This is a genomic window from Streptomyces sp. NPDC126497 (assembly GCF_040302425.1).
In the GTDB taxonomy this organism is placed as follows: domain Bacteria; phylum Actinomycetota; class Actinomycetes; order Streptomycetales; family Streptomycetaceae; genus Streptomyces.
The window spans coordinates 179,278-196,279 of sequence record NZ_JBEORT010000003.1; the positions used below are offsets into that span (position 1 = coordinate 179,278).

Sequence of the window (17,002 nt, forward strand, 5' to 3'; positions counted from 1 at the left end):
CTCAGTCGTCGTCGGAGTCGTCGTCCCGGTCGGCGGTGACCTTGCCGCTGCCCGGGGCGACCCGCCAGTCCCGCTCGTCCCCACCGGAGGCGCGGGTCTCGGCCTCCCACCCCTTGTCACCGTCGTCGTCCAGCTCCACCGACGTCACCGTCCCCTCGGCGGCAGCCGCCTTCGCGGCCTCCTCGGCCGTCACCGACGTGCCCTTCAGCGCGGCCCGTACCTCGGCGGTGTCGTCCTCGTCGTCCTTCTGGGCGCCCAGGACCTTGCCGCTGCCGGGGTCCACGCGCACGCTGTGCCAGGTGTCCCCCCGGCCGAGGACGTCGACCTCCCAGACCGCCTTGCCGTCGGCCCCGGCCCCGTCACCGTCATCGTCGTCGTCCAGTCCGGCGGAGACGGCCGTGCCCGGCGTGTGCTCCAGGGCGGCGGCGATGGCGTCGGCGGCGGTCACGTCACCGGAGACGGCACGCTCGTCGCGGCCGTCACCCCGCTCGTCGTCCCGCTCGTCGTCCCCGGCCCGGGTCTCCGTCTGCGTCACCGACGCCGCCCCGTCGTCGTCCCCCGCGACCGCGAGGGCCGTCGCCGTACCGCCCCCGACCAGGGCCGCGGCCGTGACGACGGCGATCACGATGTTGCGCTTCATGAGGTTTCCTCCCGAGTCGCTGTGTTTCGCTCTGTACGGCACCAATCTCGCCGACCGACGCTGAGGGGAACCTGAAACCGCCTGAAGGGATCTTCAGGTTCCCTTTGCGACCCTTGTGACATGCGCCCGCCCGTCTCCCACCACCACCCTGCCGGAGGCGCTTCGCGCCGCCCCTTTCGACTCCTGATCGTGGAGGACGAAAAACGCCTCGCTCTCTCCCTCGCCAAGGGCCTCACCGCCGAGGGCTACGCCGTGGACGTCGTCCACGACGGCCGGGAGGGGCTGCAGCGGGCCACGGAGGGGACGTACGACCTCCTGATCCTCGACATCATGCTGCCCGGCCTGAACGGCTACCGGGTCTGCGCCGCCCTGCGCGCCGCCGGGCACGACGTGCCGATCCTGATGCTCACCGCGAAGGACGGCGAGTACGACGAGGCCGAGGGCCTGGACACCGGCGCCGACGACTACCTCACCAAGCCCTTCTCGTACGTCGTCCTCGTCGCCAGGATCAAGGCGCTGCTGCGCCGCCGGCCGGCCACCGGGGGCTCCCCGGTCCATGTGCACGGCGACCTCAAGGTGGACACCGCCGCCCGCCGGGTCTTCCTGGGCGAGGACGAAGTGACCCTGACCGCCAAGGAGTTCTCGGTGCTCGAGCACCTGGTGCTGCGGGCCGGCGAGGTGGTGTCCAAGGCCGACATCCTCGAACACGTCTGGGACTTCGCCTACGACGGGGACCCCAACATCGTCGAGGTCTACATCAGCGCCCTGCGCCGCAAACTGCGCGCCGGTCTCATCCGCACGGTGCGCGGCGCCGGCTACCGCCTGGAGACGGCGCCGTGAGCCGCCTGTTCGGCTCGGTCCGCGCGCGGGCGACGCTCGGCGCCACCCTCGTGGTCGCGGTCGCCCTCGTCGCGGCCGGCACCGCCGTCCTGCTGTCCCTGCGCTCCAACCTGCTCGGCGAGGCCGGCACCCAGGCGGAGCAGTCCGCGCGGGCGGTCGCCTCCGAACTCGCCGCCCGGACGCCGTACGACGGACTGTCGGGGCTGGACGGCGAGGACCGCCCGGTGCAGATCCTCGACGAGGACGGACGGCTGGTCGCGGCGAGCGAGGACCTGGAGCGGATCACCGGCACCGCGACGGCCGACGTGACGCCGCAGCCGCCGGGGCCGGGCGGGGACGACGACTCCGGCGACGACCCGGACGACTCCGACGGCTCCGGCGAGTCCCTCGCCCCCGGTGAGATCGCCGACGAGGTCACCTTCACCAACGGTTCCGCCACCGTCGACGGCGACACCGAGGACTACCGTTTCGCCGCCCTGGAGGTGGAGACCTCCGACCGGGGCCGCCTCACCGTCCACGCGGGCGCTCCGCTCGCCGCCGAGCACAGCGCCGTGAGCACCACGCTGACCGGGATGCTCATCGGCCTCCCCGTCCTGCTCGGCGTGGTCGCCGGTGTGACCTGGCTGGTCACCGGCCGGGCCCTGCGCCCGGTGGAGGGCATCCGGAGCGAGATGGCCGCGATCACCGCCTCCGAGGACCTGGCCCGCCGCGTCCCCGAACCGGCGACCCACGACGAGATCGCCCGCCTCGCCCGCACCACCAACGCCACGCTCGCCGCCCTGGAGGCGTCCGTGGAGCGGCAGCGGAGGTTCGTCGCCGACGCCTCGCACGAACTGCGCAGCCCGATCGCCTCCCTGCGCACCCAGCTGGAGGTGGCCGCCGCCCACCCCGAGCTGCTGGACCTGGAGGGCGCCGTCGAGGACACCGTGCGGCTCCAGCGCCTCGCCGCCGACCTGCTGCTGCTCGCCCGGCTGGACGCGGGGGAGCGGCCCGCCGACGCGCGGGTCGACCTGGCCGCACTGGCCCGCGAGGAGGCAGCGGGACGTACGGGTGTGACGGTGGACGCGGAGCCGGCGGAGGTGACCGGATCGCGGGGGCAGCTCGGCCGTGTGCTCGCCAACCTGCTGGACAACGCCGGGCGGCACGCCCGCGAGCGGGTCACCGTGACCGTGCGGCGGCAGGGCGGCCGGGCGGTGCTCGCCGTGGCCGACGACGGCGACGGGGTGGCCGAGGCGGACCGGGAGCGGATCTTCGAGCGGTTCGTGCGGCTGGACGCCGCCCGCAGCCGCGACGACGGCGGCGCGGGACTGGGCCTGGCGATCGCGCGGGACGTCGCCGTACGGCACGGCGGGACGCTCACGGCGGGTGCGGCGCCGGCCGGCGGAGCCCTGTTCGAACTCCGCCTGCCGCTCGCCCGCTGAAAGCCGTCAGTGACGTCCCCGCTGCCCCCGCAGGTGCTCCGCGATGGGCTTGAGGGCCTTGTCGAGCTCGGTGAGCGCCTCGGGGGAGAGCAGGTCGATGAAGTGCCGGCGCACGGACGCCACGTGGTGGGGCGCGACCTTCTGCATGGTCTCCAGGCCGTGGTCGGTGAGGACCGCGTAGAGCCCGCGGCGGTCGGACTCGCAGTTCTCCCGCCGGACCAGGTTCGCGTTCTCCATGCGGGTGATCTGGTGGGAGAGGCGGCTCTTGGACTGCATGGTCGCGGAGGCGAGGTCGCTCATCCGCATCCGCCGGTCCTCCGACTCGGACAGGTTCACCAGGATCTCGTAGTCGTTCATCGTCAGGCCGAACGGCTGCAGATCCTTCTCGAGCTGGTACGTCAACAGCCTGTTGACCTCCAGGTGGGTGCGCCAGGCGCACTGCTCCGCATTGGTCAGCCAGCGGGTGGCCGTCTCGGTCTCCATGAATGAAGTCTACCTAAGTAAGTTGAAATACGAACTAATGAGGCTTCCGTGTGACACCGTGCTCAGGCGTTCGACGTCACACCCCGCACACTACCGTTCACAGCCCGAAGCGACGCTGGAGGTCTCCCAGCTGTCCGGGAAGGCGCGGTGCGCCCGCCCCCTGTCCGTGGCCACCCGGAACCCCGCCGCCGGGCACCCCGGGCTCGTGCGGAACGGCCCCCGTGGCCTGCTCCGCCATCAACGCCTCTGAGGACTGGAGCAGCACCGTGCCCGCCCCCACGAACTCGAACTGGTGCTCCTCGCCGGAGACCCCGCCGAGGCCCGTCATCGCACGTAGACCGCCCATCACGCCGGTCATGTAACCGTGGTCGTAGTGGTGGCAGGGGGAGGGGCAGTCCGCCCATCCGACCAGTGCCTGCGGGTCCACCCGGATGGGGGGTTCCATGAACACCACCGGACCGTTGGATGCGGCCACGAACCTTCCGGTTCCGATCAGTGTCAGGAAACCCGGCACGATCGACTGCTTCAGCGACAGACTTGGCTGAAAAGCCAGCAGGTTGCCTGAGCGAATGGTCAGGTTGCCGTTCTCGAGGTCGTACGAATTGACGTCGAAGGCCCGGTCGGCGAGGAGCATCTTGCCCGAGCCCTCCGCCACGACCCAGTCGCTCGCGTGCAGAGGCGAATGGAACGACGTGCGGACAAGTCGGTCGAGTCGCCCGTGCCCGACGCCGTTGAACTCGATCGAACCGTAGTAGGCGATCATCTTCCCCTTCTGCATGAACCACTGGGTGCCCTTGAGCTCCACGCAGAAGGTGTAGGGATCGACGTTGTCGTCGGACGGCAGCGTCATCGGGTCGTGCACGGTGGTGCTCACAGCTTCTCCTCCGACGCCTGGACGTAGACGGCACCGCTGCCGCTCAGCTCCAACTGGAAGGCCTCGCCGGAGCCCCGGCCCACCATGTCCCGCCAGCCGAGGGCCGTGGACAGCTTGTTGCGGACGTCGCCGTGGTGGGCGACGTAGGCCTGCGGGTCGACGTGGACCGGCCGCTGCGGGGTGATCGGGACCTCGATCACCCCTCCGTGGGCCATCACGGCGACGGAGCCGTGCCCCTTCAGCGAGGTGGTGAACAGTCCCTGTCCGGAGACCTGGCCCCGGACCATGCCCATCACCCCGCCCTGCGAGCCGAGGAACACCGTGCCCTGCTCCAGCGTGCCCTCGAAGGCGAGCAGCCGGTCGGCCTCGACGTACAGCGTGTCGCCGGCGAGGTCGATCACCTGGATGTGGTGGCCGCCGTGCCCGAACAGGACGGTGCCGCTGCCCTCGACGGTCATCAGGGGCGTGTCCTCGTCGGCCACCCGCCGGCCGATCATCGACATCACCCCGCCCTGGCCGCCGCGCAGGTTGGGGGTGAAGCTGACCTCCCCCTTGTACGCGAGCATCGCGCCGCGCTGGCTGAACAGCCGCTGGCCGGGCGACACGGTCGCCTCGATCATCTTCGCGTTGATCTCCCGGAAGCCCATGTCAGACGTCCCCCGCGATCGTGTTCCGCTCGCTGGGCTGGACGTAGACCAGCCCGTCGCCCTCGAACCGGATCTGGAAGGCCTCGCCGCCGCCCTCTCCCATGAGGGTGCGGAAGGTCACGCCCGACTGGAAGGACTGCCGCAGATTCCCCTGGTGGGCCACGTAGGCGCCCGGGTCGACCGTCAGCGGGTACTGCGGGCTGACCCGGAGCAGCACGGCCGGCCCGTCCGACAGGAGCGCCGCCTGGCCGTGTCCCTCGACCGTGGTCGTGAACAGCCCGTTGCCCTGCGAGGCGCCGCGCAGGCCCGTGAAACTCGTCCCCGTGCGCAGGCCGCCGTCGGTCGCCAGCAGGTTGCTGGACTCCACGTACAGCTTGTCGCCCTGCAGACCCACCAGATTGATCTCGGAGGCACGGTCCGCGAAGAAGCAGGTCCCGTGCCCTTTCACCTCCATCAGCGTCATCTGCTCGCCCGTGAGTCTGCGGGTCACCATCCCCCGCAGACCCTCACCGCCGCCGCTGAGCTTCTTGAAGGCCATCTCGCCGTCGTACGCGACCATGGAGCCGTTCTTCGCCTTCACGGCATCCCCGGTCATGTCGACGGCGAGCACCTTGCTGCTCTGAAGTCGGAACATCGCCACAGTTGTGACGGTAGCGGCACCTTCGCCCCCGCCGACAGATCCCGAAGCACCGAGTCGACCCCGATCGGACCCCTACGGGACCCCCTCCGGCTGATCGCGGGCGGCGTTTGCCACAATGGCGTGGCGCTTGTGCGTGTGTTCACAAGCCGTCCGACCCGTCGACGCCGACGTCTCTCCCACCGAAGGTGACCCGTGGACATCAAGACCGCCTCCGCCCTCCGCCGTCTCCGCCTGGTCTCGGCCCCCGAAGCGATCTCGTTCCTCCTGCTGCTCGTCTGCTCGGTCCTGAAGCGGACCACGGACTTCAACGCCGTCCCGGTGATGGGCGCGGTCCACGGTTTCCTCTTCGTCCTCTACGTGCTCTTCTGGGCCGACGCCTGGAACCGCGCCAAGTGGTCGCTGGGGACCGCCGCCTTCTACTTCCTGATGTCGGTCCTGCCCACCGGCGGCTTCTTCGCCGACCGCCGGCTCAAGCGCGAGGCCGAGGACGCGGTGATCGCCTCCCGCGCCCGCAGCGAGGGAGTGGTGGGGGCATGATCGTCGCCTTCTCGGTGACACCGCTGGGCGTCGGCGAGGACGTGGGGGAGTACGTCGCCGACGCCGTGCGCGTGGTCCGCGAGTCCGGCCTGCCGAACCGCACCGACGCCATGTTCACCTCCGTCGAGGGGGAGTGGGACGAGGTCATGGACGTGGTCAAGCGCGCCGTGGCCGCGGTGGAGGCGCGCGCGCCGCGCGTCTCCCTCGTCCTCAAGGCGGACATCCGCCCGGGCGTGGAGGACGGCCTCACCTCCAAGGTGGAGACGGTGGAGCGGCACCTGGCGCGGGGTGACGGCCGGCCGGCGGGGACCGATGCGTGAGACGGGGCTGACCGGCATATGACCGGCCGATAGGGTCTGGTCCGTGCCGAAGCCGCTCAGTCTCTCGTTCGATCCCATCGCCCGTGCCGACGAGCTCTGGAAGCAGCGCTGGGGAAACGTGCCGTCGATGGCCGCGATCACCTCGATCATGCGGGCGCAGCAGATCCTGCTGGCCGAGGTGGACGCGGTGGTCAAGCCCTACGGGCTCACGTTCGCGCGGTACGAGGCCCTGGTGCTGCTGACCTTCTCCAAGTCCGGTGAGCTGCCGATGTCCAAGATCGGCGAGCGGCTCATGGTGCACCCCACGTCGGTGACGAACACCGTGGACCGCCTGGTGCGGTCGGGGCTGGTCTCCAAGCGTCCCAACCCCAACGACGGCCGCGGCACCCTCGCGACCATCACCGACAGGGGCCGCGAGGTGGTCGAGTCCGCCACCCGCGACCTGATGGCCATGGACTTCGGCCTGGGCGCCTACGACGCCGAGGAGTGCGGCGAACTCTTCGCGATGCTCCGCCCCCTGCGCCTGGCGGCGGGGGACTTCGAGGGCGAGTGACCCCGGGCAAGATCTCCCGGAACGGCCCGTTACGCTCGACTCCATGAAGAAGAGCGTGCTGACCCGCTACCGGATCATGGCCTACGTCACCGGTGTCCTCCTCGTCGCGCTGACCATCGGCATGATCGGCAAGTACGCGCTCAAGATGGACGGCGCGACCGACTTCACCCAGGTGGTCAGCATCGCCCACGGCTGGCTGTACGTCGTCTACCTGATCTTCGCCTTCGACCTCGGTTCCAAGGCGAAGTGGCCGGTCAAGAAGCAGCTGTGGGTGCTGCTCGCCGGGACCGTCCCCACCGCCGCGTTCTTCGTGGAGCGCAGGATCAGCCGTGAGCTGGAGGCCGGAGTCGCCGGGGGAGCCCCCGAGGCCGTCAAGGCGTAGCGTTCCGCGTCCCGCCGCCGTACGGAGCAGCGTGCGGCGGCCTCCCATCGACATGTACTAGGACGTCCTAGTAAATTCGAGGGTATGGACGCTGACGCCATCGAGGAGGGCCGCCGTCGCTGGCAGGCCCGGTACGACGCCGCGCGCAAGCGCGACGCGGATTTCACCACGCTCTCCGGCGATCCCGTGGAGCCGGTGTACGGGCCCCGGCCCGGGGACACCTACGACGGGTTCGAGCGGATCGGCTGGCCGGGGGAGTACCCCTTCACCCGCGGGCTGTACCCGACCGGCTACCGGGGGCGGACGTGGACCATCCGGCAGTTCGCCGGGTTCGGGAACGCCGAGCAGACCAACGAGCGCTACAAGATGATCCTCGGCAACGGCGGGGGCGGCCTCTCCGTCGCCTTCGACATGCCGACGCTCATGGGCCGCGACTCCGACGACCCGCGCTCCCTGGGCGAGGTCGGCCACTGCGGGGTGGCGATCGACTCGGCCGCCGACATGGAGGTGCTGTTCCGGGACATCCCGCTCGGGGAGGTGACGACCTCCATGACGATCAGCGGGCCCGCCGTGCCCGTCTTCTGCATGTACCTGGTCGCCGCCGAGCGCCAGGGCGTCGACCCCGCCGTGCTCAACGGCACGCTGCAGACGGACATCTTCAAGGAGTACATCGCGCAGAAGGAGTGGCTCTTCCAGCCCGAGCCCCATCTGCGCCTGATCGGCGACCTGATGGAGCACTGCGCGGCCGGCATCCCCGCCTACAAGCCGCTCTCCGTCTCCGGCTACCACATCCGCGAGGCCGGGGCGACGGCCGCGCAGGAGCTGGCGTACACGCTCGCGGACGGCTTCGGGTACGTGGAGCTGGGGCTCAGCCGCGGCCTGGACGTCGACGTCTTCGCCCCCGGTCTCTCCTTCTTCTTCGACGCGCACGTCGACTTCTTCGAGGAGATCGCCAAGTTCCGCGCGGCCCGCCGGATCTGGGCCCGCTGGATGCGGGACGTCTACGGCGCGAGGAGCGAGAAGGCGCAGTGGCTGCGCTTCCACACCCAGACCGCAGGCGTCTCGCTGACCGCGCAGCAGCCGTACAACAACGTCGTACGGACCGCCGTGGAGGCGCTGGCCGCCGTGCTCGGCGGGACCAACTCGCTGCACACCAACGCCCTCGACGAGACCCTCGCGCTGCCCAGCGAGCAGGCCGCCGAGATCGCCCTGCGCACCCAGCAGGTGCTGATGGAGGAGACCGGCGTCGGCAACGTCGCGGACCCGCTGGGCGGTTCCTGGTACGTCGAGCAGCTCACCGACCGCATCGAGGCGGACGCGGAGAAGATCTTCGAGCAGATCAAGGAGCGGGGCCTGCGCGCCCACCCGGACGGACGGCACCCGATCGGGCCGATCACCTCCGGCATCCTGCGCGGCATCGAGGACGGCTGGTTCACCGGCGAGATCGCCGAGTCGGCGTTCCGCTACCAGCAGGCTCTGGAGAAGGGCGACAAGCGGGTCGTCGGCGTCAACGTCCACACCGGGTCGGTCACCGGCGACCTGGAGATCCTGCGGGTCAGCCACGAGGTGGAGCGCGAGCAGGTGCGGCTGCTCGGCGAGCGCAGGGCCGCCCGCGACGACGCGAAGGTGCGCGGCGCGCTCGACGCCATGGTCGAGGCCGCCGGGTCCGGCGCCAACATGATCGGGCCGATGCTCGACGCCGTGCGCGCGGAGGCGACCCTCGGCGAGATCTGCGGCGTCCTGCGCGACGAGTGGGGCGTCTACACCGAGCCCGCCGGGTTCTAGACCCGACGCCGCTCGGCCGGGGCGGCGGGGGCGTCCGCCCCCGCCGTCGCGCCGCCGCCCGGAGGTGTTCCGGGTGTGGAACCGGTGGCCCGCCCCGAGACCGCGCGGAAGGAGGATCGCCGTGGTCCGCGGTCCTGATCCGGGCCACGGTGACGTCCGCGCCGGGGGCCGGGTCAGCGGCGGGTGATCTCCACGGTCACCTCGGCGGAGGCCGCGGTGTGCCAGGGGTCACCGGCGTACGTCACGCCGTACCTCACCTGACCGGTCCTCCTCGGCGTGTCGGTCACGGCGAAGGTGCCGTCGGCCGAGACCGCGACGGTGCCCAGCGAGGTGCCTTCCGGAGCGGCGGCGTCGTAGCGCTTCACCGCGAGGGTGGTGCCGGGCGCGAAGCCGGCCGCCGGAGCCAGGGTGCCGGTGACGGTCAGTTCCCGGTACCTCCTGCTGGTCGGGGGCGCATCGAGGGCAAGGGTGGTCTGCACGGTGGTGGCGACCTGCCGCGCATGGAACCGGAGTCCCATGACGCCGGTCTGCTGTGTCACGGCGAAGACCCGGCTCCCGTCCGGCGCCCAGGCCAGCCCGTCGTCCACCAGCCTCTCGGTGCCACCGCCCAGCTCGACCGTGGTCAGCGGAGCGGGAGCGCCCGGCGCGTAGAAGGACAGGTCCGGCACGTCGACGCTGCTGTTGGAGGTTCCTCCGGCCACCGTGCCGTCGGGTGCGACGGCGACGGCCAGGGGGGAGGGCGAGGCCGCGGGGGTTCCCCGGTCCGAGAGGTCGTCGAGACGGAAGGCCCGGTAGCCGGGCGCCATGAGGGCGGCCACGACGACGCTCCGGCCGTCGGGTGTCACGTCCAGGTCGCGCAGACCGTTCATCTCGGTCCCGGAGAAGACCCGTCGGGCGGTCACCTCGGGTGATCCGCTGCCCACGTCGTACACCGTGAGGGTGTTGACGTTGGGGTTGCCCGTGCCGGCCACCAGCACATCGGGGTCGGCGGGGGAGGCGACGAGTTCCGCCGCCCAGTCCAGCGAAGCGTCCAGACCGAACTCGATCACCGGCTCGGCACCGGACACGTCGACCGACCCGAGGTCCCCGGTGATGCCGTATCCGAACCACAGCTTCCCGCCCGCGAAAGCCAGGCTCCACGGAGCGGTGTCCTCACCCACGAAGTACCGTGCGGTCTCCGTCAGCGTCGCGGTGTCGTACGCGACGATGGTGTCGATGTCCCGCGCCGCCACGTAGAGGGTCCGGGAGTCGGGCGAGAGGGCCAGCCCGCCGGCGCCCGGCAGGCCGCTCAGCCAGGTGCTGTTCCCGCCGTCGTAGTCCGTCACCACGACCCGGCCGTCCACTCCCGCGGGCGAACTGAGGAAGACCTGCCGGTTGCTCCCGTCGACCTCCATGTCGGCGAGGGAGTACAACGGCAGCGGCACGCCGCCCGCCGCGAACGCCGGGGCGGCTCCCGGAACGGTCAGCAGCAGCGAGCCGAGGGCGGCGGTGAGCGTGGTGCCCAGCGCCCGTCCGAGTATGCGCAAGGTAGTGCCCTTCTGTGTCCCGTGCATCACGGCGGCACACCGGCCGGACGACCGGAGGGGACGGCACACGGCGCCGTCCGCCGGGATTCTGCGGCGCGGCGCCCCCTGAATCACGGCGGCACACCGGTCGGACGACGTCACGGCTTGCGGGCCACCGCGCCGTACAGCGAGATCACCGCGTGCTCGTCGACCGTCTCCCCGACCGCGAGTTCGGGATGCCAGTCGGTCAGCCGGACCAGGCCCGGCTCCACCGGTTCCAGCCCCTCGAAGAAGCGGGCGATCTCCGCACGGCTGCGCGGCGCGAGGGTGACGCCGCCCGCCTTGTACATCTCGACGCCGCGGCCGACCGCCTCGGGGTCGAAGTCCGCCGTGAGCTGCGACAGGACCAGGTGGCTGCCGGAGGGCAGCGCCTCCACGAGCCGCGCCACCAGCCCGTACGGGTCGTCCTCGTCGCCGAGGAAGTGCGTCAGCGCCACCAGGGACAGCGCCACCGGCCGGTCGAAGTCCAGCTTCTCGCGCGCCTGTTCCAGGATGCGGCCGGGCTCGCGCACATCGGCCTGCACGTAGTCGGTGACGCCCTCGGGGGTGCTGCGCAGCAGCGCCTCGGCGTGCTTCAGCACGATGGGGTCGTTGTCGGTGTAGACGACGCGGCACTCGGGCGCGATGCCCTGGGCCACCTGGTGCAGATTGGGCTCGGTGGGGATGCCGGTGCCGATGTCCAGGTACTGGCGCACCCCCGCCTGGCCGGCCAGCCAGCGGGTGACCCGCTGCATGAACCAGCGGTTGGTGCGGGCGACGTGCCGGGCCGTGCCGTCGAGGCTCATGATCCGCCGGCCCAGTTCCTCGTCGACCGGGTAGTTGTCCTTGCCGCCGAGGAACCAGTCGTAGACCCGGGCCGGGTGCGGCCTGGAGGTGTCGATCCGTGCGGTGGCCGGTCCGGTCCCGGTCATGCGTGCCTCCCCGGCTGCTCGACGTCCCGTGCGTACCGGTGCGGGACGATCGCGATCCTCGCAGCGCGCCCGGGGCGGTGACAGACGACTACCGGCCGACCGTGGCCGGTTCGGTGCGGCCCCTCCCGGTCAGCCGGGGGCGGCGGCGAGGCCGGACAGCAGGACCCGGGTGAAGCCGTGCACCCACTTCTCGTCGGCCGGCTGCGCGCTCACCAGGGTGCGGTGCACCACCGCGCCGGCCACCATGTCGAAGATCAGGTCGACCGTGCGGGCCGCCTCGCCGGCGTCGGGCTCCGGCGGCAGCTCGCCCCGCGCCTGCGCCCGCGCCCGACCGGCGAGAACGAGACGTTTCTGCCGGTCGACGATGGAGGTGCGGATGCGTTCGCGGAGCAGGTCGTCCCTCGTCGCCTCGGCGACGACCGCCATCAACCCGCTGCGCGCCTCCGGGCGGGCCAGGATCGCGGCGAACTGGAGCACCACGCCCTCGATGTCGGCGGCCAGGGAGCCGCGGTCGGGCAGGCTCAGCTCGTCGAAGAGTTCCGCGACCGCGTCCACGACCAGCTCGTTCTTGCCCGCCCAGCGCCGGTAGAGGGTGGTCTTCGCGACCCCGGCGCGCAGCGCCACGTCCCCCAGCGTGAGCTTGGACCACCCCAGTTCGACCAGGGCCGCACGGGTCGCGGCCAGGATCGCCGCGTCCGCGGCGGCGCTGCGCGGGCGCCCGGTGCGCCCGGCTGGGGTGCGGCTCTGCATGGTCCGACCATAACGGGCGGGTTCCGCGCGGTCGTGGCGGAGATCACCGGGACACGGTGTCCGGGGAGCCCCGTCCGGCATTACGCTACGGGGCGTAGCGAAAGCGCGCACGACCGGCGCGCCCGAGCGACGACCACCGGCGCCGGGTGGGGACCCGGCGCCAACAGCACACGTACGCCCGGCTTTCCCGGGCGTTTTCACACACGCGCGCAGTACGGGGGAGGATAGGCGCATGCAGCCACGGAACATGTCCATGAGCGGAGTCGTCGACCTCGCCGCGGTGAAGGCGGCCCAGGAGGCCAAGGCGAAGGCGGAGCAGGCGCGCGCGGAAGCGGCCCGGCAGGGCGGCGGGGGCGCGATCTCCCCGGCCGATCTCGTCATCGACGTCGACGAGGCCGGCTTCGAGCGCGACGTCCTGCAGCGGTCCACCGAGGTCCCGGTCGTCATCGACTTCTGGGCCGAGTGGTGCGAGCCCTGCAAGCAGTTGAGCCCCCTGCTGGAGCGGCTCACCGTCGAGTACAACGGGCGCGTCCTGCTCGCCAAGATCGACGTCGACGCCAACCAGATGCTCATGCAGCAGTTCGGGATCCAGGGGATCCCGGCGGTCTTCGCGGTGGTGGCCGGACAGGCGCTGCCGCTCTTCCAGGGGGCCGCGGGCGAGGCGCAGATCCGCCAGACCCTGGACCAGCTGGTGCAGGTCGGCGAGCAGCGCTTCGGCCTGACCGGCCTCGCCGTCGACCCCGACGCCGAGCCGGGCGGGGGCGCCCCCGCCGCCCAGGCCGAGGCCGCCGGGCCGTACGACGCCCTGCTGGAGGCCGCCGTGCGGGCGCTGGACGGCGGTGACCTCGCCGGCGCCGTCCAGGCGTACAAGAACGTGCTCGCCGACGACCCGACCAACCCCGAGGCCACGCTGGGCCTCGCCCAGGCCGAACTGCTCCAGCGGGTGCAGGGCCTGGACCCGCAGCAGGTGCGCAAGGACGCCGCGGAGAAGCCGGGGGACGCGGCCGCGCAGATCGCCGCCGCCGACCTGGACCTGGTGGGCGGTCACGTCGAGGACGCCTTCGGCCGGCTCATCGAGACGGTGGGCCGTACCGCGGGCGACGACCGCGACGCCGTACGGGTGCGGCTGCTGGAGCTGTTCGAGGTGGTCGGCGCCGACGATCCGCGCGTGGTCGCCGCGCGCCGGGCGCTGGCGCGGGCCCTGTTCTGAGCCCCGGCCCCGGTGACCGATTCCGGTCGGTTTGCCGGGGCTTCGGGTGTGTGGGGCCCGAGTTGTCGTTCGGTTCACCGGTGCCGATGCGGCCGCGCTTTGCCAAATCTTGGTCATCGCGGCCGCTGTTACTGCCAGTAAGGCGCAGGCGGCGGTCTGTCGGCTTCTGCCCGGGGATCAACGGTTTTGTACGGCACTCGCGGTGCACCCAGCGTCGCCGGGCGGGACCGGCGGGTCGCCGTAGGGTTATCCGGTCGTTACTAGCGAGTAACGAACCCCCTTGTGCCGACGGCGAGAATGCACCACGATCGGCGACGCTCGGTCCCTTGCCCGTACCCCGACAGCCGGTCGGGCCGCGGGAACTCCTGGGTCCCCACCGAGCAGGCCCGGCGGCAGTGACGCCGGGTCTTGGACAGGGGGGTCTTCGCCCACCCGGCGAAGCCTGTCCAGCAGGGTTGTGCGTGATGCGTGTCAGGCGCGACCAGTGGTTGTCGCTCGGGGGTGATCGCCGGTGATCGGGCGCGTGGTACGCGCCGTCGAGCTCGGGCGCTCTCCTTCCCGAGGACGTAGCACTTCTCCCATCCCTGCCCGGCTGGGCCGCCGCTCACGGCGGCGAGTCAGGACAGGAGATGTACGTCCGAGAAGGAGGAAACATGGAGTCCCAAGTGCGTGGCGGGACCAGATGGAAGCGGTTCGCTGTGGTCATGGTGCCCAGCGTGATCGCGACGGCGGCGGTGGGTGTCGGTCTGGCGCAGGGCGCGCTCGCGGCCTCGTTCAGCGTCTCCGGCCAGCAGTTCAAGGTGAAGGCCGCTCACCTGGAAGGTGAGGGGTTCGCCCAGTACGGCGGTATCGACGAGGTCTACACCTCGGTCAAGGGTGACAAGAAGACGAAGGTCCCGGTCGCGATCTCGTCTTTCGACACCGCGACGATCACCAAGATGTGTCAGTCGGTCAAGACGGAGATCCCTCTCGTGGGGACGTTCTACCTCCGTCTCGACGCGGGCACCAACCCGAAGAAGCCGGTCAAGGCCGAGAACCTCTACATCGACGTCGCCCAGCTCGACGCCGACGCGAGGTTCGAGGACATCGACATCGGTGTTGCGGTCCGGAACAAGAGCCGCGGTCCCGACGTCAAGGAGGGCGAGAGCGTGCTGCCGGGCGGCTTCGCCCAGCAGGCGAGGAAGGCCGACCTCTACAACGTCGAGCAGACGGCGTGGGCGACCACGGCCGGCACGTTCACGCTGAACGGCCTGTCGATGCGTCTCGGCACGGACGCCAAGATGGAGTGCTACTAAACGGCTTCCGTCACCGGGGTGTTCCGGGGTAGCTGAGCTGTCCCCGGGGGCGGAGAAGCGATCGCTTCTCCGCCCCGCCGCCCGGCGCCGGTCCGCGTACCGGGCCACCCTCACAGATCCATACTTCCGGCTTCTCCACGCCTACGGCCGAGCCGGTACGTACTTCCACCGGACCCAGGGAGCTTTTTCCATGAGTGCCGAGACTCCGGTCCAGAGCGCCGGTACCTTCACCCGGCTGCGTCTGCGATTCCGCGACTGGCGGGGCACCCGGCCGTTCTGGGCCGGTCTGTTCACGCTGCTGGGTGGAATCCCCATCGCCTACTTCCCCTACGCCACGCTCAAGCTGGGCCACATGTCGCTCGCCATGGCGACGACGGCCGGCGCGGGATCGCTGATCATCGGCGTGCTGCTGGTCACGCTGGGCCTGACCATGTGGTTCCAGTCCGCCACCCGGGTCTTCGCCGGTGTCGCGACGATCCTGCTGGCCCTGGTGTCGCTGGTGATCTCCAACATAGGCGGCTTCCTGATCGGCTTCCTGCTCGCGTTGGTCGGCGGCGCCCTCGCCCTCTCCTGGGCGCCGGGTGAGCCGCCGGTCGAGGCGGCGGGCGAGCACGACGGCGCCGACGCGCCCACGGGGGAGGCGGCGCCGGACGACACGCTCCACGACCCCGCCGTGGCGCCGCGGTTCCCGGCCGTTCCCCTGGAGAAGGGGGAGGACGGAGAGGCGGACGGCGTCCGGGCCGCAGGGGGGCACCGTGTCGGCTGACGAGGTGCGCGGGCCGCGTCACGCGGCCCCGAGGAAGCCGCTGTTGACCAGATTCCACGTGCCGGGCGGCAAAGCGATCGCCCTGGCGGCGATGCCCACGGCGGTCCTCATGGGGATGGGGTTCACGCCGACGCTGGCCCTCGCCGACGGCAACGACGGGAAGCTGCCGGCGAACAGCCTGACCCTCGAGGAGTACCAGGCCTGCCTGGAGGTCATCGAGGGCGCGGAGAAGGACGACGCCTCCGCGTCGCCCACGCCGTCCGCGTCGGCGAGCGCGAGCGCCTCCCCGGAGGCGGAGCCCTCGGCGGAGACCCCCGGGCAGCAGGTCCCGGAGACGGACCAGGACACGGACGCGGGCAAGGCCACGGACGCGGGCAAGGGCACCTCCTCTTCGCCGGATTCAGGTTCCGACGACAAGGACGAGCCGGCATCCGCCCCCTCCGCCGCCGAGGACACGGCCGAGCCCGAGCCCACCCCCTCGAAGACCGACCGCAACCTCCTTGAGGGCCTCGGGGACGCCCTCAAGGACGTCTTCGCCCCGAAGGAGAAGGAGGCCGGGGCGAGCCCCGCCCCGTCCGCCTCCGCCACCGAGGAGGAGACGCAGGAGAAGGCCGAGGAGACGGCCGGCACCGCCGGGGAGACCACCGAGAAGGTCACCGAAGCGGCCGAGGACACCGCCGAGGACGTCGGCGACAAGGCCTCGGAGACCACCGAGGACGCCAAGGGGACGGTCGGGGAAACCGCCGGGGAGGCCACCGAGGAAGCGGCGCCCCCCGAGGCCACCGCCTCTCCCAGCCCCTCCGCGTCGGCCACGGTCGACCCCGAGGACTGCCCGGTCGCCACCGACGCCGAGGGCGGCGTCGACAACGAGATCCTGCTCCCCGACGACCCCTGGACCCTCAACGCCAGCTCGCTGACGCTGAAGGGCGCCTCGTACAAGGGCATCGTCGAGGTGCGGACCGCCGGCGGCACCACCAAGAGGGTGCTGAAGTACGTCATCTCCCACGGCACCGACATCGGCGACCTGCACCAGACGGTCACGGACAAGCGGACCGGCGCGACCCACCACGTGCAGGCGGCCAAGGGGTCGATGTCGACCATCCGCGACGGCGACACCGTGATGTACACCGAGAGCATCTCCGGCAACCTGCTCGGACTGATACCCATCACGTTCGACCCGGAGAACCCGCCCCCGCTGGACATCCCGCTGATCTACTTCACCAAGGTGACGGTGAAGCAGGCCGGCCAGTTCGGCGGCACCCTGCACGTGCCGGGACTGAAGCAGTACATCACGGACTGAACACCCGTCAGGACCCTTCCGGGAGCCGCACGACGCGCCGGGGGCGCCCCCCTTCGTCACAGGGGGCGCCCCCGGCGCCGTAC

19 protein-coding genes are annotated in these 17,002 nt (G+C 71.5%); 11 read left to right on the top strand and 8 right to left on the bottom strand.

What is annotated here, in order from left to right; translation table 11 throughout:
• Window position 1 precedes the first annotated feature (1 nt).
• A complete protein-coding gene (locus tag ABTY20_RS03270) occupies window positions 2-640 on the bottom strand; it encodes a PepSY domain-containing protein (protein ID WP_351995300.1) in 639 nt (212 codons plus the stop codon).
• 120 nt (window positions 641-760) lie between these two features.
• Between ABTY20_RS03270 and ABTY20_RS03275 the strand changes: the two genes are divergently transcribed.
• The gene (locus tag ABTY20_RS03275) at window positions 761-1,480 is read left to right on the top strand and encodes a response regulator transcription factor (RefSeq protein ID WP_351995301.1); all 720 of its coding nucleotides are present in this window, start codon (window positions 761-763) and stop codon (window positions 1,478-1,480) included.
• Entirely contained in the window at window positions 1,477-2,901 is a 1,425-nt protein-coding gene (locus tag ABTY20_RS03280) for a sensor histidine kinase (RefSeq protein WP_351995302.1), read from the top strand. The genes ABTY20_RS03275 and ABTY20_RS03280 overlap by 4 nt, the downstream gene beginning before the upstream one ends.
• 6 nt (window positions 2,902-2,907) lie before the next feature.
• Here ABTY20_RS03280 and ABTY20_RS03285 read toward each other — a convergent pair whose 3' ends face one another.
• The 4 genes from ABTY20_RS03285 to ABTY20_RS03300 all read right to left on the bottom strand — a co-directional run bounded on the left by ABTY20_RS03285 (window position 2,908) and on the right by ABTY20_RS03300 (window position 5,539).
• Entirely contained in the window at window positions 2,908-3,384 is a 477-nt protein-coding gene (locus tag ABTY20_RS03285; RefSeq protein ID WP_351995303.1) for a MarR family winged helix-turn-helix transcriptional regulator, read from the bottom strand.
• A gap of 97 nt (window positions 3,385-3,481) precedes the next feature.
• On the bottom strand, window positions 3,482-4,234 hold the full coding sequence (locus ABTY20_RS03290; protein WP_351995350.1) for an AIM24 family protein: 753 nt from the start codon (window positions 4,232-4,234) through the stop codon (window positions 3,482-3,484).
• Between the two features lie 20 nt (window positions 4,235-4,254).
• Window positions 4,255-4,905, bottom strand: coding sequence for an AIM24 family protein (locus ABTY20_RS03295; RefSeq protein ID WP_351995304.1), 651 nt, complete (start codon window positions 4,903-4,905; stop codon window positions 4,255-4,257).
• 1 nt (window position 4,906) lies between these two features.
• Complete coding sequence (locus tag ABTY20_RS03300) at window positions 4,907-5,539, bottom strand: AIM24 family protein (RefSeq protein ID WP_351995305.1); 633 nt, start codon at window positions 5,537-5,539, stop codon at window positions 4,907-4,909.
• 198 nt (window positions 5,540-5,737) lie between these two features.
• On the opposite strand from ABTY20_RS03300, the gene ABTY20_RS03305 reads away from it, so the two are divergent.
• The 5 genes from ABTY20_RS03305 (at window position 5,738) to icmA (ending at window position 9,122) form a co-directional block, all read left to right on the top strand.
• A complete protein-coding gene (locus ABTY20_RS03305; RefSeq protein ID WP_351995306.1) occupies window positions 5,738-6,082 on the top strand; it encodes a DUF3817 domain-containing protein in 345 nt (114 codons plus the stop codon).
• Complete coding sequence (locus ABTY20_RS03310; RefSeq protein WP_351995307.1) at window positions 6,079-6,402, top strand: MTH1187 family thiamine-binding protein; 324 nt, start codon at window positions 6,079-6,081, stop codon at window positions 6,400-6,402. Before ABTY20_RS03305 ends, ABTY20_RS03310 begins: the two co-directional genes overlap by 4 nt.
• A 43-nt stretch (window positions 6,403-6,445) precedes the next feature.
• Window positions 6,446-6,955, top strand: a complete 510-nt coding sequence (locus tag ABTY20_RS03315) for a MarR family winged helix-turn-helix transcriptional regulator (RefSeq protein ID WP_351995308.1) — start codon at window positions 6,446-6,448, stop codon at window positions 6,953-6,955.
• 43 nt (window positions 6,956-6,998) lie between these two features.
• Window positions 6,999-7,337, top strand: a complete 339-nt coding sequence (locus tag ABTY20_RS03320; protein WP_351995309.1) for a DUF3817 domain-containing protein — start codon at window positions 6,999-7,001, stop codon at window positions 7,335-7,337.
• 84 nt (window positions 7,338-7,421) lie between these two features.
• Window positions 7,422-9,122: a coenzyme B12-dependent isobutyryl-CoA mutase large subunit gene (gene icmA / locus ABTY20_RS03325; RefSeq protein WP_351995310.1), complete on the top strand. Its 1,701-nt coding sequence runs from the start codon at window positions 7,422-7,424 to the stop codon at window positions 9,120-9,122.
• Between the two features lie 173 nt (window positions 9,123-9,295).
• Here the strand turns inward: icmA and ABTY20_RS03330 are convergent, their stop codons facing one another.
• From ABTY20_RS03330 to ABTY20_RS03340, 3 genes are all read right to left on the bottom strand, one after another.
• Window positions 9,296-10,648 carry a WD40 repeat domain-containing protein gene (locus ABTY20_RS03330; protein WP_351995311.1) on the bottom strand — a complete coding sequence of 451 codons (1,353 nt, stop codon included), beginning with the start codon at window positions 10,646-10,648 and terminating at the stop codon, window positions 9,296-9,298.
• Between the two features lie 137 nt (window positions 10,649-10,785).
• On the bottom strand, window positions 10,786-11,598 hold the full coding sequence (locus tag ABTY20_RS03335) for an SAM-dependent methyltransferase (RefSeq protein WP_351995312.1): 813 nt from the start codon (window positions 11,596-11,598) through the stop codon (window positions 10,786-10,788).
• A 129-nt stretch (window positions 11,599-11,727) separates the two neighbouring features.
• Window positions 11,728-12,348: a TetR/AcrR family transcriptional regulator gene (locus ABTY20_RS03340; RefSeq protein WP_351995313.1), complete on the bottom strand. Its 621-nt coding sequence runs from the start codon at window positions 12,346-12,348 to the stop codon at window positions 11,728-11,730.
• Window positions 12,349-12,580: 232 nt separating this feature from the next.
• On the opposite strand from ABTY20_RS03340, the gene ABTY20_RS03345 reads away from it, so the two are divergent.
• The 4 genes from ABTY20_RS03345 to ABTY20_RS03360 all read left to right on the top strand — a co-directional run bounded on the left by ABTY20_RS03345 (window position 12,581) and on the right by ABTY20_RS03360 (window position 16,919).
• Window positions 12,581-13,558 (top strand): tetratricopeptide repeat protein, encoded by a 978-nt coding sequence (locus ABTY20_RS03345; protein WP_351995314.1) that lies wholly within the window; start codon window positions 12,581-12,583, stop codon window positions 13,556-13,558.
• Window positions 13,559-14,211: 653 nt separating this feature from the next.
• Entirely contained in the window at window positions 14,212-14,853 is a 642-nt protein-coding gene (locus ABTY20_RS03350; RefSeq protein WP_351995315.1) for a DUF6230 family protein, read from the top strand.
• Between the two features lie 190 nt (window positions 14,854-15,043).
• Window positions 15,044-15,619, top strand: a complete 576-nt coding sequence (locus tag ABTY20_RS03355; RefSeq protein ID WP_351995316.1) for a DUF6114 domain-containing protein — start codon at window positions 15,044-15,046, stop codon at window positions 15,617-15,619.
• A gap of 43 nt (window positions 15,620-15,662) precedes the next feature.
• Window positions 15,663-16,919, top strand: a complete 1,257-nt coding sequence (locus ABTY20_RS03360) for a hypothetical protein (protein WP_351995317.1) — start codon at window positions 15,663-15,665, stop codon at window positions 16,917-16,919.
• Window positions 16,920-17,002: the final 83 nt, after the last annotated feature.